Source organism: Kocuria sp. p3-SID1428, from assembly GCF_025149945.1.
GTDB lineage: Bacteria > Actinomycetota > Actinomycetes > Actinomycetales > Micrococcaceae > Kocuria.
This window is the reverse complement of sequence record NZ_JALXVH010000040.1, coordinates 1-24796: the sequence shown is the minus strand read 5'-3', so window position 1 is coordinate 24796 and position 24796 is coordinate 1. Positions and strand designations below refer to the sequence as shown.

General features: G+C 69.4%; 19 protein-coding genes and 1 pseudogene. All 20 read left to right on the top strand.

The window, feature by feature from the left end; genetic code table 11:
- Positions 1-361 precede the first annotated feature (361 nt).
- The 20 genes and pseudogenes from rpoB to tuf all read left to right on the top strand — a co-directional run bounded on the left by rpoB (position 362) and on the right by tuf (position 24726).
- Positions 362-3868: a DNA-directed RNA polymerase subunit beta gene (gene rpoB / locus M3E84_RS09315; RefSeq protein ID WP_259895910.1), complete on the top strand. Its 3507-nt coding sequence runs from the start codon at positions 362-364 to the stop codon at positions 3866-3868.
- A 64-nt stretch (positions 3869-3932) separates the two neighbouring features.
- Positions 3933-7814 (top strand): DNA-directed RNA polymerase subunit beta', encoded by a 3882-nt coding sequence (locus M3E84_RS09310; RefSeq protein ID WP_259895909.1) that lies wholly within the window; start codon positions 3933-3935, stop codon positions 7812-7814.
- A gap of 327 nt (positions 7815-8141) precedes the next feature.
- Complete coding sequence (locus M3E84_RS09305; protein WP_259895912.1) at positions 8142-9188, top strand: neutral/alkaline non-lysosomal ceramidase N-terminal domain-containing protein; 1047 nt, start codon at positions 8142-8144, stop codon at positions 9186-9188.
- On the top strand, positions 9152-9325 hold the full coding sequence (locus M3E84_RS09300; protein ID WP_396415598.1) for a neutral/alkaline non-lysosomal ceramidase N-terminal domain-containing protein: 174 nt from the start codon (positions 9152-9154) through the stop codon (positions 9323-9325). Before M3E84_RS09305 ends, M3E84_RS09300 begins: the two co-directional genes overlap by 37 nt.
- A complete protein-coding gene (locus M3E84_RS09295) occupies positions 9300-9713 on the top strand; it encodes a neutral/alkaline non-lysosomal ceramidase C-terminal domain-containing protein (protein WP_259895907.1) in 414 nt (137 codons plus the stop codon). The genes M3E84_RS09300 and M3E84_RS09295 overlap by 26 nt, the downstream gene beginning before the upstream one ends.
- A gap of 127 nt (positions 9714-9840) precedes the next feature.
- Complete coding sequence (locus M3E84_RS09290; protein WP_259895906.1) at positions 9841-10614, top strand: IclR family transcriptional regulator; 774 nt, start codon at positions 9841-9843, stop codon at positions 10612-10614.
- Between the two features lie 70 nt (positions 10615-10684).
- On the top strand, positions 10685-11902 hold the full coding sequence (locus M3E84_RS09285) for a 4-hydroxybenzoate 3-monooxygenase (RefSeq protein WP_259895905.1): 1218 nt from the start codon (positions 10685-10687) through the stop codon (positions 11900-11902).
- 229 nt (positions 11903-12131) lie between these two features.
- Positions 12132-12920 (top strand): protocatechuate 3,4-dioxygenase subunit beta, encoded by a 789-nt coding sequence (gene pcaH / locus M3E84_RS09280; RefSeq protein ID WP_259895904.1) that lies wholly within the window; start codon positions 12132-12134, stop codon positions 12918-12920.
- Positions 12913-13482, top strand: a complete 570-nt coding sequence (pcaG, locus tag M3E84_RS09275) for a protocatechuate 3,4-dioxygenase subunit alpha (RefSeq protein ID WP_259895903.1) — start codon at positions 12913-12915, stop codon at positions 13480-13482. The genes pcaH and pcaG overlap by 8 nt, the downstream gene beginning before the upstream one ends.
- Before the next feature lie 121 nt (positions 13483-13603).
- Entirely contained in the window at positions 13604-15091 is a 1488-nt protein-coding gene (locus M3E84_RS09270; protein ID WP_259895902.1) for a lyase family protein, read from the top strand.
- Positions 15088-15861, top strand: a pseudogene (locus tag M3E84_RS09265) (alpha/beta fold hydrolase); the annotation flags it as partial. The gene M3E84_RS09270 and the pseudogene M3E84_RS09265, both read left to right, overlap by 4 nt.
- Positions 15862-15990: 129 nt before the next feature.
- Positions 15991-16410: a carboxymuconolactone decarboxylase family protein gene (locus M3E84_RS09260; RefSeq protein ID WP_259895911.1), complete on the top strand. Its 420-nt coding sequence runs from the start codon at positions 15991-15993 to the stop codon at positions 16408-16410.
- A complete protein-coding gene (locus M3E84_RS09255) occupies positions 16407-17633 on the top strand; it encodes a thiolase family protein (protein ID WP_259895901.1) in 1227 nt (408 codons plus the stop codon). Before M3E84_RS09260 ends, M3E84_RS09255 begins: the two co-directional genes overlap by 4 nt.
- Positions 17634-17678: 45 nt before the next feature.
- Complete coding sequence (locus M3E84_RS09250) at positions 17679-18362, top strand: 3-oxoacid CoA-transferase subunit A (protein WP_259895900.1); 684 nt, start codon at positions 17679-17681, stop codon at positions 18360-18362.
- Between the two features lie 108 nt (positions 18363-18470).
- Positions 18471-19130, top strand: a complete 660-nt coding sequence (locus M3E84_RS09245; RefSeq protein WP_259895899.1) for a 3-oxoacid CoA-transferase subunit B — start codon at positions 18471-18473, stop codon at positions 19128-19130.
- 14 nt (positions 19131-19144) lie between these two features.
- Complete coding sequence (locus M3E84_RS09240) at positions 19145-20020, top strand: IclR family transcriptional regulator C-terminal domain-containing protein (RefSeq protein ID WP_259895898.1); 876 nt, start codon at positions 19145-19147, stop codon at positions 20018-20020.
- A 263-nt stretch (positions 20021-20283) separates the two neighbouring features.
- Complete coding sequence (gene rpsL, locus M3E84_RS09235) at positions 20284-20658, top strand: 30S ribosomal protein S12 (RefSeq protein WP_006213513.1); 375 nt, start codon at positions 20284-20286, stop codon at positions 20656-20658.
- Complete coding sequence (rpsG, locus tag M3E84_RS09230) at positions 20658-21128, top strand: 30S ribosomal protein S7 (RefSeq protein ID WP_006213512.1); 471 nt, start codon at positions 20658-20660, stop codon at positions 21126-21128. The genes rpsL and rpsG overlap by 1 nt, the downstream gene beginning before the upstream one ends.
- 87 nt (positions 21129-21215) lie before the next feature.
- Positions 21216-23330, top strand: coding sequence for an elongation factor G (gene fusA / locus M3E84_RS09225; protein WP_259895897.1), 2115 nt, complete (start codon positions 21216-21218; stop codon positions 23328-23330).
- Between the two features lie 205 nt (positions 23331-23535).
- Positions 23536-24726, top strand: coding sequence for an elongation factor Tu (gene tuf, locus M3E84_RS09220; protein WP_259895896.1), 1191 nt, complete (start codon positions 23536-23538; stop codon positions 24724-24726).
- Positions 24727-24796 lie beyond the last annotated feature (70 nt).

Genomic DNA, 24796 nt, shown 5'->3' with positions numbered 1-24796 from the left:
GCCCCCGCCCCCCCCCCCCCCCCGGGCCCGGGCGGGGGGGGGCGCTCGTCGTCCTCCGGAGCCCACCAGAGCATTCCGGCCGAGCAGAGCCGGAGGTCCGGCAAGGGGTGGACAACTGCTGCCGACTTGACCTATTCTATTTCTTTGCGTCGTCCCTGAGTTCTGCGTGCCTTCATATAGCGGTGGGCGCCCCTCGGACCCGAGCCGCCGGCTCTGCGACCCGCGTCGGAACGATCCCCGCACGGCCTCCTGCGCCCCGTGCGAGCCGCCCCCGCGCCCGCAGCGCCGGCCCAGCCGTCTTCCGAGTCCTCCGGACGGGAACCGCGCGATTCACCTGCAGATCTGTGGAAGGAATCTCACTTTGGTCGCCTCGAGCACCGATTCGTCCGTCACCGCATCCCAGGCAGGAGGCAGCGTGCCCCGCCGCGTCTCCTTCGCCAAGATCCACGAGCCCCTGGATGTCCCCAACCTCCTGGCCCTCCAGACCGACAGCTTCGACCGCCTCATCGGCAATGAGAAGTGGCAGGAGCGCCTGCGCCTGGCCCTGGAGGCCGGCGAGACCGGCGTGGCCACCACCTCCGGTCTCTCGGACATCTTCGAGGAGATCTCCCCGATCGAGGACTTCCAGGGCACCATGTCCCTGTCCTTCACCGAGCCGGAGTTCTACGACCCCAAGTACACGGTCGACGAGTGCAAGGACCGTGACGCCACCTACTCGGCCCCGCTGTACGTCAAGGCCGAGTTCATGAACAACACCACGGGCGAGATCAAGCAGCAGACGGTCTTCATGGGCGACTTCCCGCTCATGACCGACAAGGGCACGTTCGTGATCAACGGCACCGAGCGCGTCGTGGTCTCGCAGCTGGTCCGATCGCCCGGCGCCTACTTCGAGCGCGGCCAGGACCGCACCTCGGACAAGGACATCTACTCGGCGCGCATCATCCCGTCGCGCGGCGCCTGGTTCGAGCTCGAGATCGACAAGCGCGATCAGGTCGGCGTGCGCCTGGACCGCAAGCGCAAGCAGTCCGTCACGGTGCTGCTCAAGGCCCTGGGCTGGTCCGAGTCCAAGATCCTCGAGGAGTTCGGCGAGTTCGACTCGATCCGCGCCACCCTCGAGAAGGACGCGACCGAGACCCGCGACGACGCCCTGCTGGACATCTACCGCAAGCTGCGTCCGGGCGAACCGCCCACGGTCGAGGCGGCCCAGCAGCTGCTGGACAACATGTACTTCAACCCCAAGCGCTACGACCTCGCCAAGGTCGGCCGGTACAAGATCAACCGGAAGCTCGGGATCGACAAGCCCTTCTCCGACCCGGATGCCTCCGTGCTCTCGGTCGAGGACATCGTCGCCATGATCCGCTACCTCGTCACGCTGCACGCCGGGGGAGACTCCATCGAGGGCGTGCGCGACGGCGAGACCCGCGACATCCGCATCGACATCGATGACATCGACCACTTCGGCAACCGCCGCATCCGCGCGGTCGGCGAGCTGATCGAGAACCAGATCCGCACCGGCCTCTCCCGCATGGAGCGCGTCGTGCGCGAGCGCATGACCACCCAGGACGTCGAGGCGATCACGCCGCAGACCCTGATCAACATCCGTCCCGTCGTGGCTGCGATCAAGGAGTTCTTCGGCACCTCGCAGCTGTCGCAGTTCATGGATCAGAACAACCCGCTCGCGGGCCTGACCCACAAGCGCCGCCTGTCCGCTCTGGGCCCGGGCGGCCTGTCCCGCGACCGCGCCGGCATGGAGGTCCGCGACGTCCACCCGTCGCACTACGGCCGCATGTGCCCGATCGAGACCCCTGAGGGCTCGAACATCGGTCTGATCGGCTCGCTGGCCACCTACGCCCGCATCAACCCGTTCGGCTTCATCGAGACCCCGTACCGTCGCGTGCGCGATGGCGTGGTCACCGATGAGGTCATCTACCTGACCGCCGATGACGAGCGCGGCGCCACGATCGCCCAGGCCAACGCGCCGCTGACGGATGACCTGCGCTTCGCCGAGGACGCCGTGCTGGCCCGTGCCGCCGACGGCTCCGGCGAGGCCGTGCTGGTCGAGCCCGCGGACGTCGAGTTCATGGACGTCTCCCCGCGCCAGATGGTGTCGGTGGCGACCGCCCTGATCCCGTACCTCGAGCACGACGACGCCAACCGCGCGCTCATGGGCGCCAACATGCAGCGTCAGGCCGTGCCGCTGCTCATGTCGGAGGCTCCGCTGGTGGGCACCGGCATGGAGCGCTACGCCGCCATGGACGCCGGGGACTCCGTGCTGGCCGTCAAGGCCGGCGTGGTCACCGAGGTGGCGGCCGATCACGTGGTCGTGGCCAACGACGACGGCACCGAGAAGGAGTACACGATCGGCAAGTTCGTGCGCTCCAACCCGGGCAACACGTACAACCAGCGCGTGGTGGTCTCCGAGGGCGATCGCGTGGAGCCGCGCACCGTGCTGGCCGACGGCCCCTCGACCGATCACGGCGAGCTGGCCCTGGGCAAGAACCTGCTCGTGGCCTACATGTCCTGGGAGGGCCTCAACTACGAGGACGCGATCATCCTGTCCCAGCGCATGGTCTCGGACGACGTCCTGACCTCGATCCACATCGAGGAGCACGAGATCGACGCCCGCGACACCAAGCTCGGTGCCGAGGAGATCACCCGGGACATCCCGAACGTCTCGGAGGAGGTCCTCTCGGCTCTGGATGAGCGCGGCATCATCCACATCGGCGCGGAGGTACAGGCCGGTGACATCCTGGTCGGCAAGGTCACGCCCAAGGGCGAGACCGAGCTGACCCCGGAGGAGCGCCTGCTGCGCGCGATCTTCGGCGAGAAGTCCCGCGAGGTCCGCGACACCTCTCTGAAGGTGCCCCACGGCGAGTCTGGAACGGTCATCGGCGTGCGCGTCTTCGACCGCGACGAGGACTCGGATGACCTCCCGGCCGGCGTCAACCAGGTCGTGCGCGTGTACGTCGCGCAGAAGCGCAAGATCACGGACGGCGACAAGCTCGCCGGACGCCACGGCAACAAGGGCGTCATCTCCAAGATCCTCCCCCTGGAGGACATGCCGTTCCTGGCCGATGGCACCCCCGTCGATGTCATCCTGAACCCGCTGGGCGTGCCCGGGCGCATGAACCTCGGGCAGGTGCTCGAGGTCCACACCGGCTGGCTGGCCAAGCAGGGCTGGAAGGTCGAGGGCGACCCGCAGTGGCTGGATCGCCTCACGGACTTCCCCAAGGAGACCGGCCCCACCAACGTGGCGACCCCGGTGTTCGACGGTGCCCGCGAGGACGAGATCTTCGACCTGCTGGATCACTCCAACGTGACCCGCGACGGAGATCGCCTGATCAACCACACGGGCAAGGCGCAGCTGTTCGACGGCCGCTCCGGCGAGCCGTTCCCGGATCCGATCTCGGTCGGCTACCAGTACATCCTGAAGCTGCACCACCTGGTGGACGACAAGATCCACGCCCGCTCGACCGGTCCGTACTCGATGATCACGCAGCAGCCCCTGGGCGGTAAGGCCCAGTTCGGCGGCCAGCGCTTCGGCGAGATGGAGGTCTGGGCGCTGGAGGCCTACGGCGCCGCCTACACGCTGCAAGAGATCCTGACCGTGAAGTCGGATGACGTGCACGGCCGCGTGAAGGTCTACGAGGCGATCGTCAAGGGCGAGAACATCCCGGAGCCGGGCGTTCCCGAGTCGTTCAAGGTCCTCATCAAGGAGATGAAGTCCCTGTGCCTGAACGTCGAGGTCCTCTCGGCCGATGGCCAGACCGTCGAGATGCGCGATGCGGATGACGAGGTCTTCCGCGCCGCTGAAGAGCTGGGCATCGACCTGTCCCACTCCGAGCCGAGCTCGGTCGAAGAGGTCTGATCACCTCTTCACGTCGACCGCCCACTCTTTTTGAAGACTGCTTAGAAAGGGATCAAGGATCCTCATGTCCAACGATTCTTCGCTCAACCTCATGCGCATCGGCCTCGCCACGGCCGACCAGATCCGCTCCTGGTCCTACGGCGAGGTCAAGAAGCCCGAGACCATCAACTACCGCACGCTCAAGCCGGAGAAGGACGGGCTCTTCTGCGAGAGGATCTTCGGCCCCACCCGCGATTGGGAGTGCGCCTGCGGCAAGTACAAGCGCGTGCGCTACAAGGGCATCATCTGCGAGCGCTGCGGCGTCGAGGTGACCCGTGCCAAGGTGCGCCGCGAGCGCATGGGGCACCTGGAGCTCGCCGCTCCGGTGACCCACATCTGGTACTTCAAGGGCGTGCCCTCTCGTCTGGGCTACCTGCTGGACCTGGCGCCCAAGGACCTGGAGAAGGTCATCTACTTCGCGGCCTACATGGTCACGAAGGTCGATGAGGAGGCCCGCCACGAGGACCTCCCGAACCTCCAGGCCTCGATCGACCGCGAGAAGAAGGCCCTCGAGGACCAGCGCGATGCCGACGTCGTCGCCATCGCCGGGGACCTCGAGACCGATTTGGCCGAGGTGGAGAAGGAGGGCGGCAAGGCCGCCGAGAAGCGCAAGCTGCGCGATGCCGCCGACCGCCAGATGGCCAACGTGCGCAAGCGCGCCGACCGCGAGATCGACGCCATCGACCGCGTGTGGGAGCGCTTCAAGAACCTCAAGGTCAACGACCTCGAGGGCGATGAGGCGCTGTACCGCCAGCTGCAGGACCGCTTCGGCATGTACTTCGAGGGCTCCATGGGCGCCGAGGCGATCAAGGAGCGCCTGGAGACCTTCGACCTCGCCGCGGAGGCCGATGCCCTGCGCGAGACCATCGCCACGGGCAAGGGCCAGCGCAAGTCGCGCGCGCTCAAGCGCCTCAAGGTCGTCAACGCGTTCCTGTCCACCGACAACTCGCCGCTGGGCATGGTCCTGGACGCCGTCCCGGTCATCCCGCCGGAGCTGCGTCCCATGGTCCAGCTCGACGGCGGCCGCTTCGCGACCTCTGATCTCAACGATCTCTACCGTCGCGTGATCAACCGCAACAACCGCCTGAAGCGCCTGCTGGATCTCGGCGCCCCCGAGATCATCGTGAACAACGAGAAGCGCATGCTCCAGGAGGCCGTGGACTCCCTGTTCGACAACGGTCGTCGCGGCCGTCCCGTCACGGGCCCGGGCAACCGCGCGCTCAAGTCGCTGTCGGACATGCTCAAGGGCAAGCAGGGCCGGTTCCGCCAGAACCTGCTCGGCAAGCGCGTCGACTACTCGGGCCGCTCGGTCATCGTGGTCGGTCCGCAGCTGCGCATGCACCAGTGCGGTCTGCCCAAGCAGATGGCGCTCGAGCTGTTCAAGCCGTTCGTGATGAAGCGTCTGGTGGATCTGAACCACGCGCAGAACATCAAGTCGGCCAAGCGCATGGTCGAGCGCTTCCGCCCGCAGGTGTGGGACGTGCTGGAAGAGGTCATCACCGAGCACCCGGTGCTGCTCAACCGCGCCCCCACCCTGCACCGCCTGGGCATCCAGGCCTTCGAGCCGCAGCTCGTCGAGGGCAAGGCCATCCAGCTTCACCCGCTCGTGTGCTCGGCCTTCAACGCCGACTTCGACGGTGACCAGATGGCCGTGCACCTGCCGCTGTCGCCCGAGGCCCAGGCCGAGGCGCGCGTGCTGATGCTGTCGTCGAACAACATCCTCAAGCCGTCCGACGGCAAGCCGATCGCCCTGCCCTCGCAGGACATGATCATCGGCCTGTACCACCTGACCACGGTCCGCGAGGACGAGGTCGGCGCAGGCGAGAGCTACTCGTCGGTGGCCGAGGCCGTCATGGCCTACGACGCCCACAAGCTGCACCTCAACGCGCCGATCAAGGTCCGGGTCGAGGACTTCGTGCCGGCCGAGGGCTGGGAGGCTCCGGAGGGGTGGACCGAGGGCGAGACCGCCACGGTCGAGACCACCCTGGGCCGTGTGATCTTCAACCAGCAGCTGCCGGCCGGGCATCCCTGGTTCGAGGGCGTCGCGGACAAGAAGTCGCTGTCGCGTCTGGTCAACGACCTCGCCGAGGACCACTCGATGGGCGTCGTGGCGCAGACCCTCGACAACTTCAAGGACGCAGGCTTCCACTGGGCCGCCTGGTCGGGCATCACCGTGGCGATCTCGGACATCGCCACGCCGCCGTCCAAGCCGCAGATCATGGAGGGCTACGAGGCCCAGGCCGCCAAGATCCAGACCCAGTACGAGACCGGTCTGATCGACGACGACGAGCGCCGTACGGAGCAGATCGACATCTGGACCAAGGCGACCGACGAGGTCGCTGCGGCCATGCGCGAGAACCTCGGCCGGCTGAACAACATCAACCGGATGGTCTCCTCGGGTGCACGAGGCAACTGGATGCAGGTCCGTCAGATCGCGGGCATCCGCGGCCTGGTGGCCAACCCCAAGGGCGAGATCATGCCCCGTCCCATCAAGTCCTCGTACCGCGAGGGCCTGACGGTGCTGGAGTACTTCATCGCGACCCACGGCGCCCGCAAGGGCCTGGCCGACACCGCGCTGCGCACGGCGAACTCGGGCTACCTGACCCGTCGTCTCGTCGACGTCTCCCAGGACGTCATCGTCCGCGAGGGCGACTGCGGCACGGATCGCGGCCTGACGCTGCCGGTCTCCGAGACCTCGGAGACGGGCCAGCGCGTGCTGGACGCGGAGGTGGAGAACACCATCCACGGCCGCGTACTGGCCGTGGACGTGGCCGATGCCAACGGCGAGATCGTGGCCCAGGCGGGCCAGGACCTCTCCGATGCGCTGATCAAGGCGATCTTCGACGCCGGCGTGGACGAGGTCCGCGTGCGCTCGGTGCTGACCTGCGACTCCGCCGTCGGCGTGTGCGCGGCCTGCTACGGCCGCTCGCTGGCGACCAACAAGCTGGTCGACATCGGCGAGGCCGTGGGCATCATCGCCGCGCAGTCGATCGGCGAGCCCGGCACGCAGCTGACCATGCGCACGTTCCACACGGGCGGTGTGGCCTCCTCGGACGGCGACATCACGCAGGGTCTGCCGCGAATCCAGGAGCTCTTCGAGGCCCGCACGCCCAAGGGCGTCGCGCCGATCTCGGAGGTCGCCGGTCGCGCCACGATCGAGGACACCGAGAAGGGCGTGCGCGTCGTCATCACCCCGGACAGCGGGGACGAGGACTTCGCCTACCCGGTGCTGCGCCGCGCCAAGCTGCTCGTGGCCGACGGCGAGTCGGTCGAGGTCGGCCAGCAGCTCGTGGCCGGTGCGGTGGACCCCAAGGAGGTCCTGCGCATCCGCGGCCGCCGTGCGGCTCAGAAGCACCTGGTGGACGAGGTCCAGGGCGTGTACCGCTCCCAGGGCGTGGGCATCCACGACAAGCACGTGGAGGTCATCGTCCGACAGATGCTGCGCCGCAACACGGTCATCGAGTCCGGCGACACCGATCTGCTGCCGGGCGAGCTCGTGGACGACGTCCGCTACCGCGAGGCCAACCGCAAGGCCGTGACCTCGCAGCAGCGCCCGGCCGCCGGCCGTCCGGAGCTGATGGGCATCACCAAGGCCTCGCTGGCCACGGACTCGTGGCTGTCGGCCGCCTCCTTCCAGGAGACGACCCGCGTGCTCACGCAGGCCGCCATGGAGGCCAAGTCGGATCCGCTGGTGGGTCTGAAGGAGAACGTGATCATCGGCAAGCTGATCCCGGCCGGCACCGGCCTGGCTCGCTACAACGATGTGTCCGTGGAGCCCACGGAGGAGGCCAAGGCCGCCCTGTTCACCGACAGCGGCGCGTACGCGGACTTCTCCTACGCCGATGACTCGTCGCTCGGCGAGTTCCAGGCGATCCCGCTGGAGGACTACGACTTCGGCGCCAACTGATCCGGTCGGCTTCCTGAGCCGCCGCTGATCGGCCAAGGCCCTCGCCCTGCACGGGGCGAGGGCCTTCGCGCTTGCCAGGCTCTGGCGGAGGCACCGGGGGCGAGCCCGCTCATGAGACGACATGCGGCGCGGGCCGGACCGCGCGGCGGCGGCAGTCCCTAGCGTGCCTGTCACGACCACGCACCGAGCAGAGCCCTCCGCCGACCGAGTCCTCCGCCGCGCCGGCGTCGGCCCCGCCTCCGATCCTGCCGGACCCCGTCATCGGGCCCGCGCCGCCTGCTGACGAGGAGGCCGACGGCCGATTCCTGATCGGTCGGGCCGTCCGGGATATCACCGGCTGACCCGGCGGCGTGGGGCTCCTGGGCTACGGGTCCACGAGCCAGCTGGGGCTCGGCGCCCACATGCGCCAGCACGCGCGCCTTCGTCATCGAGGATCCGGCCGACGGCTCGCACGTGGCGCTGGTCGTGGCCGATCTCATGTGCCCCGCCGAGGGGCTGCGCCAGGCCGTCATCGGGCGCCTGGCCCAGCAGGCGCCCGGGCGCTGGTCGCAGGCCACCGTGAGTCGCGGAGCAACGCACAGGCATGCGACTTCGGGCGACGCCGGCTACGACGAGCTGCAGAACGTCACGATCCTGGGCTTCCAGCCCCAGGTCCTCGAGGCGCAGGTGGAGGGCATCGTCGCCGCGATCCTGGCCGTCGACGCCGACCGCGCAGAACGCAGCCTGCGGGTCAGCCGCTCGGAGCTGGCCGATGACGGGGCCAACCGGTCCACGGAGGCCTTCCGCCTCAACCCCGAGGACCTGCGCGCCGCACTGCCGAATGGTCTGGACACGTCCTCGACCACGCTGCGGATGGAGCGCGGGGGAGCGGTCGACGCCGTCGTGAACCGGCTGGCGGCCCACAGCACCTCGCTGACGAACACCAACCGCCTGGTCTTCGGGCACAACAAGGGCTATGCCCAGTACGCCCTCGAGCGCCTGGGTCACGGGGTGGATCTCACCGCCCAGCAGCGGCCGGCATTCGTGGCGGCCTTCGCCAACTCGAACTCCGGTGACATCAGCCCGAACCTGAACCTGCGCCCGGGCAGTGGACATGCGCGGCTACCAGGTCCGCCCGGAGTTCTCCGGCACGGGCCGCACCGAGCGCACCGGATGGGCGATCCTGGGCACTCCCTTCGGCGCCGGATCGCAGGAGGACGGGCCGGGTCCGAGCATCCTCAGGGAGCGACTCTGGAACAACCCCTTCTCGGCCACGCTGGCCTCGTGGCGCTATCGGAGCGGTCGCTACGAAGCGGCCGTCCAGGCCACCCAAGTCCACCCTGCTCCCGGTCCGGGCCATGGGCTGGGTCCAGCAGCAGGTGCCCGTCCAGCTGATCCGCCTGGGCAGGTTCTGGCTGGCGGTCATGCCCGGCGAGGTCACGGCGGTCGTGGGCGTGATGTACCGCCGTGCGGTCGCGGAGGTGGCGCTGGGGCCCGTGCCGCGGGATGAGTCGGCCACGGCGCTGCGCTAGCTGCAGGGCGCCGACCGCCGATCTGCCCATGCCGCTGCGCTGCTTCTGGGATGTCTGGACCCAGCCCTCGGATGTGAGCGCGGGCCAGGTGGCCCGCGCCGTGTTCGTGGGGGCGAATCCGAACAACAGCCTGCGCCACAGCGACTCGTACCCGGTGCTTGCGCGGCTGGTCGACGGCAGCTGGGTCAAGCACCTGGGCGACCAGGACGTCGACACCCGCTTCCGGTGGGAGGACAAGCTGTTCTCGCGCTCGCTCGTGACCCTCGAGTGGACCGTGCCCAGCGGCGCCGCCGGCACCTACCGCTTCGTCTACCGGGGCGGTCGGCGCACGGGCCTGGGGGCGATCCGCCCCATCACCGGGACGAGCCGGGAGTTCCGCGTCGTCTGAGCTGTGGGCGCGCTGGGCCGATGAGCAGGTCCGGGCCGCGGCCCGCCCGTCGTCCTGCGCTGCCGGCCTCTGTCGAGCCTTTTGCCCCGTGCCCGCCGTGCCGCGGGGACGGGGCACAATGCCTCCCATGGCGAACTCCTCCTCCGGCGACTCCATGCTCTCGCGCATCGACCGGGTCCTGGCCGCCTTCAGGCGCGAGCGGCCGCGGATGACCCCGGCAGAGGTGGCCCGCGCTGCCGGGCTGCCGCCGGCCACGGCGCATCGGCTGTGCGCCGACCTGGCCCAGGCCGGGTGGCTGACCCGCGAGCCCGGCGGGTCGTACTGCGTGGGGACCCGGCTGTGGGAGCTGGCCACGCGCTCGGCGCCGGAGACCACGGTGGCCGCGGCGGCTGCTCCCTTCCTGCTGGATGTCCAGTCGGTGCTGCGCCAGCACGTTCAGCTCGGGCGGATCGAGGGGGACGAGGTGCTGTTCCTGCAGAGACTGTCCCATCCCGGCGCGCGGCCCATCAGCTCCGCGACAGCGAGTCGGCTGCCGCTGCACCTCTCGGCGACGGGGCTGGTGCTGCTGGCGCATCTGCCCGCGTCGGACAGCCGCGCCTATGCCCAGCGCGTCCTGCAGCAGGGGCAGCGCCTGCCGCAGGGCGGCCCCGAGCAGCTCGAGGAGGTGCTGCGCGGCATCCGCTCCACGGGGCACTGCATCCAGACCGGCAATCTCGAACCCGACCGCACGGGCATCGCGGTCCCGGTCATCGCCGAGGGCGGAGCGGTGCTGGCGGGTCTGGGCGTCGTCGCGGACCGCCGACAGGGGCCCGTGGATCCTGCTGCCGTGGTGCAGACGCTGCACACCGCCGCCCATGGGATAGCCCGAACGGCGCACCCGGGTCGCTCTCCCGTTGAATGAGCACCGTGTGGTGCGGACCACCTGCCTCTGCGGACACTGTGCGAACAGACGTTCATCAGGAGGCCACGTCATGAGCCAGCACGCACAGCAGCCCGCCTCACCGGCGCCCGAGCTGCTCGAGACCCAGGTCGCCGTCGTGGGGGCGGGGCCCGCCGGGCTCATGCTCGCGCACCTGCTGCGCCGCGAGGGGATCGAGACGATGGTGATCGAGAAGCGCGATCCCGAGTCCATCCGGGCCACGCACCGCGCCGGGATCCTGGAGGCCGGGACGGTGGACATGCTGGTGGACTCCGGGGTCGCTGGCCGCGTGCTCACCGAGGGCCACGAGCACCAGGGCACGTCGCTGCGCTTCGAGGGGCGCAGCCACCACATCGACTTCCAGGGGGCTGTCGGGCGCTCGGTATGGCTCTACCCGCAGAACGAGGTGTTCTGGGACCTCAAGGAGGCTTCCGAGCGCGACGGCGGCACGGTGTTCTGGTCGGCCGACGAGGTCGCCGTGCACGATGTCGACTCGGATCGGCCGGGCGTCACGTTCATCGACTCCGAGGGGGCGGCACGGGAGATCCGCTCGAGGATCCTGGTCGGCGCCGACGGCTCCCGATCGGTGTGCCGCAAGGCGATCCCGGAGGACGTGCGGACCGATCACTTCACGGAATACCCGTTCGCCTGGTTCGGGATCCTGTGCCAGGCCCCGCCGAGCCATCACGAGCTGATCTACACCCGCTCCGAGGCCGGGTTCGCGCTGATCTCCCAGCGCTCGGGCGACGTCCAGCGGATGTACTTCCAGTGCGATCCCGCCGAGGATCCCGAGGACTGGACCGATGAGCAGATCTGGACCCGGCTCCAGGAGTGCGTCTCCGGCCCGGACGGATTCCGCCTGAAGGAGGGCCCGATCATCGAGAAGACGGTCCTGCCCTTCCGGTCCTACGTGTGCGAGCCGCTGCGCCACGGCTCCCTGGTGCTCGTGGGCGACGCCGGTCACACCGTCCCTCCGACCGGCGCCAAGGGGCTGAACCTCGCCTTCTGCGACGTCCGCGTGCTGGCGCCGGCGCTTGTGGCGCTGCTGCGCGACGGCGCCGAGCAGCCGCTGGCCGGCTACTCCGCAGCGGCGCTTGAGCGGGTATGGAAGGCGCAGAACTTCTCGTACTGGGTCACCCGCATGCTGCACCGCAGCCGCGAGGACTCCGAGTTCGACTCCCGGCGCCAGCTCGGCGAGCTGCATGCGATCACGGACTCACCGTACGGCCGGGCCTACTTCGCCGACTCGTACACGGGCTGGCAGTCTTGAGACTGCGCTGAGTCCGCGGTGCGCCCATGCGGGCGCACCCCTCACTCCCAGGTCCGGCGACGGACCGCACTCCGATCGCACTGTGTGCGCTATGCGAACAAGTGTTCATTTTCGGAGTGATCCACGTTATCCTCAGGTGCCGGAGAGCACGGGCAGCGGCCCTGGGGGTGGCGGGGCCGCAGGCACCTGCGGCAGCACCTCGCCTGCCCGGCTGATGAAGGAGATGACCATGGCGGAAACCCCCGTCTCGTCCTCGGACGCGGCAGCGGACTCCCAGTCGGTCCTGAGCGCGGAGATGGACGCGATCTCGGAGAGCTACGCGGCCTCCGGATCCGTCGAGACCCAGCCTCGACTCGACTACGCGCCCTATCGCAGCTCGGTCCTGCGCCACCCCACCAAGGATCTGCATCACGCGGATCCGGAGACCGTCGAGCTGTGGGCCCCGGCCTTCGGCCCTCGTGATGTCCACGCCCTCGAGTCGGATCTCACGATCCAGGACAAGGGCGAGCCCATCGGCGAGCGGATCACGATCAGCGGACGCGTGCTCGACGGCGAGGGCCGTCCGGTGCGCCGCCAGCTGGTGGAGATCTGGCAGGCCAATGCGGCCGGCCGGTACATCCACAAGCGCGATCAGCACCCGGCGCCGATCGACCCGAACTTCACCGGTGTGGGCCGCTGCCTGACCGGCGACGACGGCTCCTACTCGTTCACCACGATCAAGCCCGGTCCGTACCCGTGGAAGAACCACTACAACGCGTGGCGCCCGGCGCACGTCCACTTCTCACTGTTCGGCACCGAGTTCACCCAGCGGATGGTGACCCAGATGTACTTCCCCGGCGATCCGCTGTTCGCCCTGGATCCGATCTATCAGGCGATCGTGGACCCCAAGGCGCGCGAGCGTCTGGTGGCCAGCTATGACCACGACCTCTCGGCCCATGAGTGGTCCCTGGGCTACAAGTGGGACATCGTGCTCACCGGAACCCACCGCACGCTCATGGAGGAGGACACCGATGTCTGAGAAGCTGACAGCCACGCCCGGTCAGACCGTCGGGCCCTTCTACGGCTACGCCCTGCCGTTCGACGGCGGCGAGGAGCTGGTGGAGCGCAGCCATCCGCAGGCCGTGCGCCTGCACGGCGTCGTCTACGACGGCAACGGCGATCCGGTGCCCGACTCCCTGCTGGAGATCTGGCAGGCGGATGAGAACGGGCGGATCTCGCAGGAGCCCGGCTCCCTGATCCGCGACGGCTACACCTTCACCGGCTTCGGTCGTCAGGCCGTGGACAACGTGGGGGCGTACTCGTTCACCACGGTGGCCCCCGGTCCCACCGAGCCCGGGGCGGCCCCGTTCATCGCCATGACGGTCTTCGCCCGCGGTCTGCTCAACCGTCTCTTCACGCGGATCTACCTGCCCGAGGACCAGGAGGCACTGCAACGGGATCCGCTGCTGTCCTCGGTGCCGGCCGATCGGCGCGAGACCCTGATCGCGCGCCGCGAGCAGGACGGCTCGCTGCGCTTCGACATCCGGCTGCAGGGCGAGGACGAGACGGTCTTCCTGCGCTACCCGCAGCACGCGGACTGATCCGACAAGGGGCCGGGGCGACGTCCATCGTCGCCCCGACCCCTCCGCCGCGCGAGGAATACTCGCGACGGCATCACCACCATCTTCAGAGCATCGCGACGACAGGACCACGACGAGACGCATGGCAGCACAGGACGCCGACTACGGACTGCTCTTCCCCGGAGCCCATCGGGCCCGGGGGCTCACCGGTGATCGACAGGTGCTGCGCTGCCTGGTGCGAGCGGAGACCGCCTGGGTCGCGGCCCAGGCGCAGCTCGGGCTCGTCCCGGACAGCGCCGCGGAGGCGGCGGCCGACGTCCTCACGGACGAGGTGCTCGATCGCAGCTTCGACCTGGCGGATCTCGCCGAGCGCAGCGAGCTGGGCGGGAACCCGGTGATCCCCATGCTCGCGGATCTGCGCGCAGCGGTGCGGGAGATCGACCCGGAGGCCGTCGGCGCCGTGCACCGCGGACTGACCAGTCAGGACGTTCTGGACACCGCCCTGATGCTGATGCTGCGCGAGGCCCTCCAGCATCTCGATGACTCCCTGTCCCAGGCGCAGTCCGCGCTGGCCGGACTGGCCCAGCGCCACCGCCACGCTCTGTGCGCCGCGCGCACCCTGACGCAGCACGCACTGCCCACGACCTTCGGCCTGCGCTGCGCCCAGTGGCTCGAGGGGCTGGCCGACGCCCATGAGCGGCTGGACCGGCTGAGCACACCGGTTGCCATCGGCGGCGCCGCCGGCACCCTGGCGGGATCGCGGGCCCTGTTCGAGCAGCAGGACGATCCCCAGGGCGGCAGCGCCCGCGCGGCGGAGATCTCCGAGCAGGCCCTGCAGCTGCACGCCGTCTGGGCCGCGCAGCTCGGGCTGCATGAGGCGCCCCACGTCTGGCACACCTCCCGCCAGCCCGTGCTGGACGCAGGTGCGGCACTGGGCAGTCTCTGCGCGGCGATCGGAAAGATCGCCGACGATGTCCTGCTGCTCTCGCGCCCCGAGATCGGCGAGCTGCGCGAGCCCACGGGCCCGGGCAGGGGCGTGTCCTCGGCCATGCCGCAGAAGCAGAACCCCGTGCTCTCGGTCCAGCTCAAGCGCACCGCCCTGAGCGCACCGCAGCTGCTCGCCTCGCTGTTCACCGCGGCCTCCTCTTCGATCGACGAGCGCCCGGACGGCGCCTGGCACGTCGAGTGGCCGGCGCTGCAGCAGCTGCTGCGGCTGAGCCTGACGGCTTGCTCCCAGCTGGCGGAGCTGCTCCAGGGGCTTCGCGTGGATGCCGAGCGCATGGAGGAGAACCTGCGCGCCTCGGGGCCTGCGCTGGTCTCCGAGCGGATCGTCACGGCCCTGAAGCCTGCGGTGCAGGACGCGGACGGCGACACGGGAGCCCAGCGCATCCAGGCCGTGCTGGCCCGGGCCGGTGCGGATGTCCAGGCAGCCCTCGACGGCCTGGCGGAGATCACGGCGCAGGGGCGGGACGCCCAGGGCCAGGCCGTCGACCGACAGCGGCTGCAGCAGCTGTGCGACCCGCGCGGCTACCTGGGTGCGGCCGATCTGCTGATCGACCGTGCCGTCGCGCGCCAGGATGAGCGAGAGGCGCTGCCGAGCCGCGGCGCCGGGACAGGAGAGGACTCATGAGTGTTCCGAGCATCCGCCTCGTGGAGCTGAGCGCACCCGCAGCCGCGCAGGACGACCAGCGCCCGGTGCTGCTGCTGGGACCTGCGCTCGGCACAGCGGTCGCCCCGCTGTGGGGCGGGGTCGCGCGCGAGCTGGCAGGGCGCTTGCGCATCATCGGATGGGAGCTGCCGGGCCACGGCGGCGCACCGGCCGGCACCGAGGACTTCTCGATCGAGGAGCTCGCCCAGGGCGTCCTGGCCGCCGTGGATGCGGTGCAGGAGCCCCTACCCGAATCCTCGTTCTGGTACGCGGGCTGCTCCGTGGGCGGGGCCGTGGGGCTGCAGCTGCTGGTGGATGCGCCGCAGCGCCTCCGAGGGGCGGCTGTGGTGGCCTCCGCCGCGCAGCTGGGCGATCCCGAGCGGTGGAGCGAGCGCGCCGCGCTGGTGGAGGCCGCGGGCACTCCTACCCAGGTCATCGGCAGCGCCCAGCGCTGGCTCACCCAGGGCTTCATCGACCGCGACGCCGCCGCCGGCACCGGGATCACCACCGGACTGCTGCACGCGCTGCAGTCCGCGGACCGCCACGGCTATGCGCAGGTCTGCCGCGCGATCGCCGCATTCGACCTGTCCGGGCGCCTGGGCGAGATCGCCGCCCCCGTGCTCGCGGTGGCCGGCGAGCAGGATCCCTCGGTGACTGAGCAGGCCGTGCGGGACTGGGCGCAGCAGGTCCCCGGCGCGCGCTTCGAGCTGATCGGGCCGGCCGCGCACATGATCCCGGCCGAGCAGCCCGCTGAGCTCGCCGAGCAGATCATGGCTCTCGTCGGCGAGACCCAGGCAGCTGCGCCGGCCACAGCCCCGGAGCCGGCGCAGGCCCCGCGCGCCGGCGGCGATCGCACGGCCTCCCAGGCTCACGCCGACGGCATGCGGGTGCGCCGCGAGGTGCTCTCGGATGCCCATGTGGAGCGCTCGGAGGCCAGCAAGGACGAGTTCACGGCGGAGTGGCAGGACTTCATCTCCCGCTACGCCTGGGGTGAGATCTGGACCCGTCCGGGCCTGGACCGGCCCATGCGCAGCGCCATCACCCTGACCGCCCTGATCGCGGCCGGGCACTGGGGCGAGTTCGAGATGCACGTGCGCGCCGCCCTGCGCAACGGGCTGAGCCGCGAGCAGATCAAGGAGATCCTGCTGCAGAGCTCGATCTACCTCTCCGTGCCCTCCGCCAACAACGCCTTCTCCCATGCCAAGGCGGTCTTCGACCGTCTCGATGCGCAAAGCCCCAGTGCTGCCGCGCCCACCACGACAGACCGAGCAGCACAGGACGACGAAGGAGTCACCTCATGAGCACCTCAGCCGGCGGCCGCAAGGACGCCTACATCTACGACGCCGTGCGCACGCCGTTCGCCAAGATCGGCGGCGCCCTGTCCACGCACCGGCCCGACGACCTGGCCGCACTCGTGGTGCGCACCATGGTCGATCGCGCGGAGGGGCTGGACCCCGAGACCATCGACGAGGTCGTGTTCGGCAACGCCAACGGGGCCGGCGAGGAGAACCGCAATGTCGCCCGCATGGCCACGCTGCTGGCGGGCCTGCCCACCTCGCTGCCGGGCACCACCGTCAACCGCCTGTGCGGCTCCTCCCTGGATGCCGCCATGATGGCCTCGCGCCAGATCGAGGTCGACGAGGCCGACCTCATGCTCGTCGGCGGCGTCGAGTCCATGTCGCGCGCGCCCTGGGTCCTGCCCAAGACCGAACGACCGTTCCCCATGCAGGACCTGCACCTGGCGAACACCACGCTGGGCTGGCGGCTGGTCAATCCGGAGATGCCGGAGGCCTGGACCGTCTCGCTGGGCGAGGCCACGGAGCAGCTGCGGGAGAAGCACGGGATCACCCGTGAAGAGCAGGACGTCTTCTCGGCGCGCTCCCACCAGCTGGCGGCGAAGGCCTGGGACGAGGGCCGCTACGACGACCTCACCGTCACGGTGAAGGCGAACACCAAGCGCGGCACCGACGTCACCCGAGATGAGACCGTTCGCGCGGATGCGACCCCGCAGACGCTGGGCGGGCTGCGCACAGTGTTCCGGAAGGACAACGGCACGGTGACGGCGGGCAACGCCTCGCCCATGAACGACGGCGCCTCCGCCGCCTGGCTCGGCTCCGCGAAGGCGGCCGAGCTGCTGGGCCGCAAGCCGCTGGCGCGCATCGCCGGCCGCGGGGCCGCGGCCAACGAGCCGCAGTTCTTCGGCGAGGCCCCGGTGGAGGCTGCGAACCTGGCCCTGAAGCGCGCCGGGATCGGCTGGGGGGATGTCAGCGCAGTCGAGCTGAACGAGGCCTTCGCCGCCCAGTCGCTGGCCTGCATCCGCCAGTGGGGGATCGAAGAACCGATCGTCAACGCCTGGGGCGGGGCGATCGCCATCGGCCACCCGCTCGGCGCCTCCGGCGCCCGCGTGCTGGGCACCCTGGCTCGGCGCCTGCAGGCCGAGGGCGGGCGCTGGGGCGTGGCCTCGCTGTGCATCGGCGTGGGCCAGGGCCTGGCCGTCGTGCTCGAGAACACCGACGCCGCCTGAGCCCGGCGCACCGGAAACCGAACGACCATTCGCAATGGAGAGAGCATGCTGAGCATCGTGGACACCGCGGCACAGGCCGTCGAGCAGATCGAGGACGGCTCGACCGTCATGATCGGAGGCTTCGGCGTGGCGGGTCAGCCCGTCGAGCTGATCGATGCCCTGATCGCCCAGGGCGCGAAGGACCTGACCGTCGTCAACAACAACGCCGGCAACGGCGATGTGGGACTGGCCAAGCTGATCCAGCTGGGACGGGTGAAGAAGATCATCTGCTCCTTCCCCCGCCAGTCGGACTCGTGGCATTTCGATGAGAAGTACCACGCCGGTGAGATCGAGCTCGAGGTGGTCCCGCAGGGCAACCTGGCCGAGCGCATCCGCGCCGCCGGCGCGGGGATCGGTGCGTTCTTCACGCCCACGGGCTACGGCACACCGCTGGCCGAGGGCAAGGAGGTCCGCGAGTTCGATGGCCGCCATCAGGTCCTCGAGTACCCGATCGTGGCCGACTACGCCCTGACCAAGGCGCACACCGCCGACACCGCGGGCAATCTGACCTACCGCAAGACGGCGCGCAACTTCGGCCCGATCATGGCCGCGGCGGCCCGGACGTCGATCGTGCAGGTCTCGGAGATCGTGGAGCGGGGGCAGATCGACCCGGAGACCGTGGTGACCCCGGGCATCTACGTCGACACCGTCGTGCGCATCCAGGCCCCTCAGACGCCCGACGCGGGCTGAGCCCCGCACGGATCGGCACCGCCGCCGCATGTGCGCCCGTGGCGATCCACCGCCAGCAGACACGCCACCGCAGCGGCAGCCAGGCCGCGCAGAGAGCGAGACACGATCATGAGCACTCCCCAGACCCAGGACACGGCGCTGGACAACCAGCAGCTCGCCGAGCTCGTCGCCCGCGACATCCCCGCCGGCGCCTATGTGAACCTCGGCATCGGCCAGCCCACGCTGGTCTCCGACTACCTCACCCCGGAGGACGACGTCACCCTCCACACCGAGAACGGCATGCTCGGCATGGGCGCGGCCGCCCACGGCGAGGACGTCGACCCCGATCTGATCAACGCTGGCAAGATCCCGGTCGTGGAGACCGACGGCTGCTCGTACTTCCACCACGCGGACTCGTTCGCCATGATGCGCGGCGGCCATCTGGACTGCTGCGTCCTCGGCGCCTTCCAGGTGGACCGCAACGGCAACCTGGCCAACTGGTCGACCGGCAGGCCCGGTGCCATCCCCGCGGTGGGAGGGGCCATGGACCTGGCCACCGGCGCCAAGCAGACCTTCGTGATGATGGGCCTGCGCACCAAGAAGGATCAGCCCAAGCTGGTCGAGCAGTGCGACATGCCCCTGACGGGCGTGGGGTGCGTCTCGCGCGTCTACACCGACCGCGCCGTCTTCCTGATCGAGGGCGACGGCCGCGTGGTGGTGCGCGAGACCTTCGGCGCCACGTTCGAGGAGATCCAGCAGCTCGTGCCGTTCCCGCTCGAGCAGGCCTGAGGGCAGCAGCGCAGATGGCAGTCGAGCATTCCGCCGACGGGTCGGGGGAGTCCGAGCGCGCCGCCGGGGCGTCGTCGCGCTCGGGCACGGACACCGTGCAGTCGCTGGCCCGCGGGCTCGGCGTGATCACCGCCTTCGACGCCGGGCGTCCCCGGATGACGCTGTCCGAGGTCGCTCGGCGCAGGGGGCTGTCCCGGGCGACTGCCCGCAGGCTCCTGCTGACCCTGGAGCAGCTGGGCTACGTGCGCACCGATGGCCGCGACTTCGAGCTCACCGCCAAGGTGCTCGAGCTCGGCTACGCCTACCTCTCGGCGCTGAGCCTGCCGGAGATCGCGGCGCCGCACCTGCGCCAGCTCTCCGAGACGGTGGGGGAGTCCACCTCGGTGGCCGTGCTGGACGGCTCGGACATCGTCTACGTGGCCAGAGTCCAGGCGCGGCACATCATGAATGCGGCGATCTCGGTGGGCACGCGCTTCCCTGCGCATGCGACCTCCATGGGCCGTGCGCTGCTCAGCGAGCTGCCGGACGAGGAAGTCCGGGCCCGCTGCCAGGCGGCACTGGCGCATCCTCCGGCCCGCCGCACCGTCTCGACCCTCGACGGGCTGCGTCACCGCCTGGCCGAGGTGCGCCGCACCGGGTGGGCGGACGTGGATCAGGAGCTCGCGGCCGGGCTGCGGTCGGTGGCAGTGCCGGTGCGGGACACCCGCGGGCAGATCATCGCCGCCGTCAACGTGTCCATGCGCGTGGGCGCCACCGAAGAGCACTGCGACCCCCTGCGGGTGATCCTCCCGGCGCTGCGGGAATGCGCCGGCGCCATCCAGCAGGACCTGGCCGCCGCAGGTGCCGGGCGTCACCAGGACCCCGCCATCGCGGGGCATGGTCGCATCTGATACACTCCTCTGGATTGGCTCGACCATCCGTGGTCGCTTCCAGTGGCAGGTATGGACTCCGTCCTCAGGCACGCAGGGTGTGCCCGAATGCCACTTTTTGTCATGCCTTGAGGGATTTTCCCCTGTTGCTGCGCCCGTCGCATCCGCCGACACCGTGCAGCGCCCCTGAAGGCTACGGCCGCGGGACCGCGTCGAGCGGCCCATGGCAGGCCTTTCCATTGAACGTCGCGCGCCGCACCGGCGCGCCACCATCAGGAGACGATGTGCCCACTATCCAGCAGCTGGTCCGCAAGGGCCGCACCCCGAAGGTCGTGAAGACCAAGGCGCCGGCCCTCCAGGGCAGCCCCATGAAGCGCGGCGTCTGCACCCGCGTCTACACGACCACGCCCAAGAAGCCGAACTCCGCGCTGCGCAAGATCGCGCGTGTGCGCCTGAACAACGGGGTCGAGGTCACGGCCTACATCCCCGGTGAGGGCCACAACCTGCAGGAGCACTCCATCGTGCTCGTGCGCGGCGGCCGAGTGAAGGACCTCCCCGGCGTCCGCTACCGCATCGTGCGCGGCGCCCTCGACACCCAGGGCGTCAAGGGCCGCGGCCAGGCCCGCTCCCGCTACGGCGTGAAGAAGGAGAAGAAGTAATGCCTCGTAAGGGTCCCGCCCCCAAGCGCCCGCTCGTCGTCGACCCGGTCTACGGATCCCCGGTCGTCACCCAGCTGATCAACAAGGTCCTCCAGGACGGCAAGAAGTCCACCGCCGAGCGCATCGTCTACGGCGCGCTGGCCGGTGTCGAGCGCAAGTCCGGCGAGGAGCCGGTCGCCACGCTCAAGAAGGCCCTGGAGAACATCAAGCCGGCCCTCGAGGTCCGCTCCCGCCGCGTCGGCGGCGCCACCTACCAGGTGCCGATCGAGGTCCGCGCGGGCCGTTCGCAGGCGCTGGCCCTGCGCTGGCTCGTCGGCTACTCCAAGGCCCGTCGCGAGAACACCATGACCGAGCGTCTGATGAACGAGATCCTGGACGCCTCGAACGGTCTGGGTGCCGCTGTGAAGCGTCGCGAGGACACTCACAAGATGGCCGATTCGAACAAGGCCTTCGCCCACTACCGCTGGTAATTCCGGCTCCGCTGGTAGCATCGGCACGGTCTGCCGCCCCTGATCCGGGGCGGCAGACCGCCGGGAACACCTCAGAAGGGACTCACCGTGGCACAAGACGTGCTTACCGACCTGAAGAAGGTCCGCAACATCGGCATCATGGCGCACATCGACGCCGGCAAGACCACCACCACCGAGCGCATCCTGTTCTACACGGGCATCAACCACAAGCTCGGTGAGACCCATGAGGGTGCGTCCACGATGGACTGGATGGCGCAGGAGCAGGAGCGCGGCATCACGATCACCTCCGCGGCTACCACCTGCTTCTGGAACGACAACCAGATCAACATCATCGACACCCCGGGCCACGTGGACTTCACGGTCGAGGTCGAGCGCTCCCTGCGCGTCCTCGACGGCGCCGTCGCCGTCTTCGACGGCAAGGAGGGCGTGGAGCCGCAGTCGGAGACCGTCTGGCGCCAGGCGGACAAGTACGACGTCCCCCGCATCTGCTTCGTCAACAAGATGGACAAGCTCGGCGCGGACTTCTACTTCACCGTCGACACCATCATCAACCGCCTCAAGGCCAAGCCGCTGGTCATGCAGCTGCCGATCGGCTCGGAGAGCGACTTCGTGGGCGTCGTGGACCTGGTCCACATGAAGGCCCTGGTCTGGGAGGGCGACTCCAAGGGAGATGTCTCCCTGGGTGCCTCGTACAAGACCGAGGAGATCCCCGCTGATCTCCAGGAGCGCGCTGAGCAGTACCGCGCCGAGCTGGTCGAGAACGTGGCCGAGGCCGATGACGAGCTCATGGAGAAGTACCTCGGCGGCGAGGAGCTGACGATCGAGGAGATCAAGGCCGGCGTCCGCAAGCTGACCATCGCCTCGCAGGCCTACCCGGTCTTCTGCGGCTCCGCGTTCAAGAACCGCGGCGTGCAGCCCATGCTGGATGCCGTCGTGGACTACCTGCCCTCGCCGTTCGACGTCGACGACGTCCAGGGCCACTCGGTGCGCGACGAGGACGAGGTCATGACCCGTCCGGCCGACCGCACCGCGCCGTTCTCGGCGCTGGCTTTCAAGGTCGCCGCGCACCCGTTCTACGGCCAGCTGACCTACACCCGCGTCTACTCGGGCACGGCCAAGGCCGGTGAGCAGGTCCTGAACTCGACCAAGTCCAAGAAGGAGCGCATCGGCAAGCTGTTCCAGATGCACTCCAACAAGGAGAACCCGGTCGAGGAGATCCAGGCTGGACACATCTACGCGATCATCGGCCTGAAGGACACCACCACGGGCGACACCCTGTGCGATGCGGCCAACCCGATCGTGCTGGAGTCCATGTCCTTCCCGGCCCCGGTGATCTTCGTGGCCATCGAGCCCAAGACCAAGGGCGACCAGGAGAAGCTCTCCACCGCCATCCAGAAGCTCTCCGCTGAGGATCCCACCTTCACGGTCTCCCTCAACGAGGAGACCGGTCAGACCGAGATCGGCGGCATGGGCGAGCTGCACCTGGACATCCTGGTGGACCGCATGAAGCGCGAGTTCCGCGTCGAGGCGAACGTGGGCAAGCCCCAGGTCGCCTACCGCGAGACCATCCGGAAGGCCGTCGAGAAGGTCGACTACACCCACAAGAAGCAGACCGGCGGCTCCGGTCAGTTCGCCAAGGTGCAGGTCTCCTTCGAGCCGATCGATCTCGAGGCCGAGGAGCTCTACGAGTTCGACAACGCCGTCACCGGCGGTCGCATCCCGCGCGAGTACATCCCCTCGGTGGACGCCGGCATCCAGGACGCCATGCAGCTCGGCGTGCTGGCGGGCTACCCGGTCGTCGGCGTGAAGGCCACGCTGCTCGACGGCGCCTACCACGACGTCGACTCCTCGGAGATGGCGTTCAAGATCGCCGGCTCCATGGTCTTCAAGGAGGGCGCCAAGCGCGCAAACCCGGTTCTGCTCGAGCCGACCATGGCCGTCGAGGTCCGCACGCCCGAGGAGTACATGGGCGATGTCATCGGCGACCTGAACTCGCGCCGCGGCATGATCCAGTCCATGGAGGACGTCTCCGGCATCAAGCTCGTCAAGGCCAGCGTCCCGCTGTCCGAGATGTTCGGCTACATCGGCGACCTGCGCTCCAAGACGCAGGGCCGCGCGGTGTACTCGATGTCCTTCGACTCCTACACGGAGGTCCCGAAGAACGTCGCCGAGGAGATCATCCAGAAGAACCGCGGCGAGTGAGCCTGTCGGCGGCTTCCCCTCGAAGCCGCCGACGGCCCCACGAGCCGTGAGCGCGGGCCCGCTCCCGAGCGGGGCGGGCCCGTCGCACCGACCGATTTCTCACCCCCAACCAGCCCGACTACACTTGCAGGGGATTCCGCCCGCTGAGCGCCTCTGCACGCGTCAAGGGCGAGCAAGTTCGCATCATTCTCTAGGAGGAACCACCATGGCGAAGGCCAAGTTCGAGCGCAGCAAGCCGCACGTCAACATCGGCACCATCGGTCACGTCGACCACGGCAAGACCACGCTGACCGCTGCGATCTCCAAGGTCCTGGCCGACAAGTACCCGGACCTCAACGAGGCCCGCGACTTCGGCGGCATCGACTCCGCTCCGGAGGAGCGCCAGCGCGGCATCACGATCAACATCTCGCACATCGAGTACCAGACCGAGGCGCGCCACTACGCCCACGTCGACGCTCCCGGCCACGCCGATTACGTCAAGAACATGATCACCGGCGCGGCGCAGATGGACGGCGCGATCCTCGTGGTCGCCGCCACCGACGGCCCCATGGCCCAGACCCGCGAGCACGTCCTGCTCGCCCGCCAGGTCGGCGTGCCGACCCTGCTGGTCGCGCTGAACAAGTCGGACATGGTCGATGACGAGGAGCTGCTGGACCTCGTCGAGATGGAGGTCCGCGAGCTGCTCTCGGACCAGGAGTTCGACGGCGACAACGCTCCGGTCGTGCGCGTCTCGGCTCTGAAGGCCCTCGAGGGCGACCCCGAGTGGGTTGCCAAGATCGAGGAGCTCATGCAGGGCGTCGACGAGTTCATCCCGGACCCGGTCCGCGATACCGATAAGCCCTTCCTCATGCCCGTCGAGGACGTCTTCACGATCACCGGCCGCGGCACCGTCGTGACCGGCCGTGCCGAGCGCGGCACCCTGCCGATCAACTCCGAGGTCGAGATCGTCGGCATCCGCCCGATCCAGAAGACCACGGTCACCGGCATCGAGATGTTCCACAAGCAGATGGACGAGGCCATGGCCGGCGAGAACTGCGGCCTGCTGCTGCGCGGCCTGAAGCGCGACGACGTCGAGCGCGGCCAGGTCGTCTGCAAGCCGGGTTCGATCACCCCGCACACGGACTTCGAGGCCAACGTGTACATCCTGTCCAAGGATGAGGGTGGGCGTCACAACCCCTTCTACACGAACTACCGCCCGCAGTTCTACTTCCGCACCACCGACGTCACCGGCGTCATCTCCCTGCCCGAGGGCACCGAGATGGTCATGCCCGGCGACAACACCGAGATGTCGGTCGAGCTCATCCAGCCGATCGCCATGGAGGAGGGCCTCGGCTTCGCCATCCGTGAGGGCGGCCGCACCGTGGGCTCCGGCAAGGTCACCAAGATCACCAAGTGATCATCGGCTGACTGACCCGGGTCGCCGGCTCGTACGAGCCTGATCCGGGACACCGCGAGGGCCCCCCCCC

What these genes read in the sequence shown, in the direction of transcription:
- M3E84_RS09310 (WP_259895909.1), top strand. Translation starts at nt 3,933, where the DNA reads ATGTCCAACGATTCTTCGCTCAACCTCATGCGCATCGGCCTCGCCACG.
- pcaH (WP_259895904.1), top strand. Translation starts at nt 12,132, where the DNA reads ATGGCGGAAACCCCCGTCTCGTCCTCGGACGCGGCAGCGGACTCCCAG.
- M3E84_RS09270 (WP_259895902.1), top strand. Translation starts at nt 13,604, where the DNA reads ATGGCAGCACAGGACGCCGACTACGGACTGCTCTTCCCCGGAGCCCAT.
- rpsG (WP_006213512.1), top strand. Translation starts at nt 20,658, where the DNA reads ATGCCTCGTAAGGGTCCCGCCCCCAAGCGCCCGCTCGTCGTCGACCCG.
- pcaG (WP_259895903.1), top strand. Translation starts at nt 12,913, where the DNA reads ATGTCTGAGAAGCTGACAGCCACGCCCGGTCAGACCGTCGGGCCCTTC.
- M3E84_RS09285 (WP_259895905.1), top strand. Translation starts at nt 10,685, where the DNA reads ATGAGCCAGCACGCACAGCAGCCCGCCTCACCGGCGCCCGAGCTGCTC.
- M3E84_RS09250 (WP_259895900.1), top strand. Translation starts at nt 17,679, where the DNA reads ATGCTGAGCATCGTGGACACCGCGGCACAGGCCGTCGAGCAGATCGAG.
- M3E84_RS09245 (WP_259895899.1), top strand. Translation starts at nt 18,471, where the DNA reads ATGAGCACTCCCCAGACCCAGGACACGGCGCTGGACAACCAGCAGCTC.
- M3E84_RS09255 (WP_259895901.1), top strand. Translation starts at nt 16,407, where the DNA reads ATGAGCACCTCAGCCGGCGGCCGCAAGGACGCCTACATCTACGACGCC.
- tuf (WP_259895896.1), top strand. Translation starts at nt 23,536, where the DNA reads ATGGCGAAGGCCAAGTTCGAGCGCAGCAAGCCGCACGTCAACATCGGC.
- M3E84_RS09295 (WP_259895907.1), top strand. Translation starts at nt 9,300, where the DNA reads ATGAGTCGGCCACGGCGCTGCGCTAGCTGCAGGGCGCCGACCGCCGAT.
- M3E84_RS09240 (WP_259895898.1), top strand. Translation starts at nt 19,145, where the DNA reads ATGGCAGTCGAGCATTCCGCCGACGGGTCGGGGGAGTCCGAGCGCGCC.
- M3E84_RS09260 (WP_259895911.1), top strand. Translation starts at nt 15,991, where the DNA reads ATGCGGGTGCGCCGCGAGGTGCTCTCGGATGCCCATGTGGAGCGCTCG.
- M3E84_RS09300 (WP_396415598.1), top strand. Translation starts at nt 9,152, where the DNA reads ATGGGCTGGGTCCAGCAGCAGGTGCCCGTCCAGCTGATCCGCCTGGGC.
- M3E84_RS09290 (WP_259895906.1), top strand. Translation starts at nt 9,841, where the DNA reads ATGGCGAACTCCTCCTCCGGCGACTCCATGCTCTCGCGCATCGACCGG.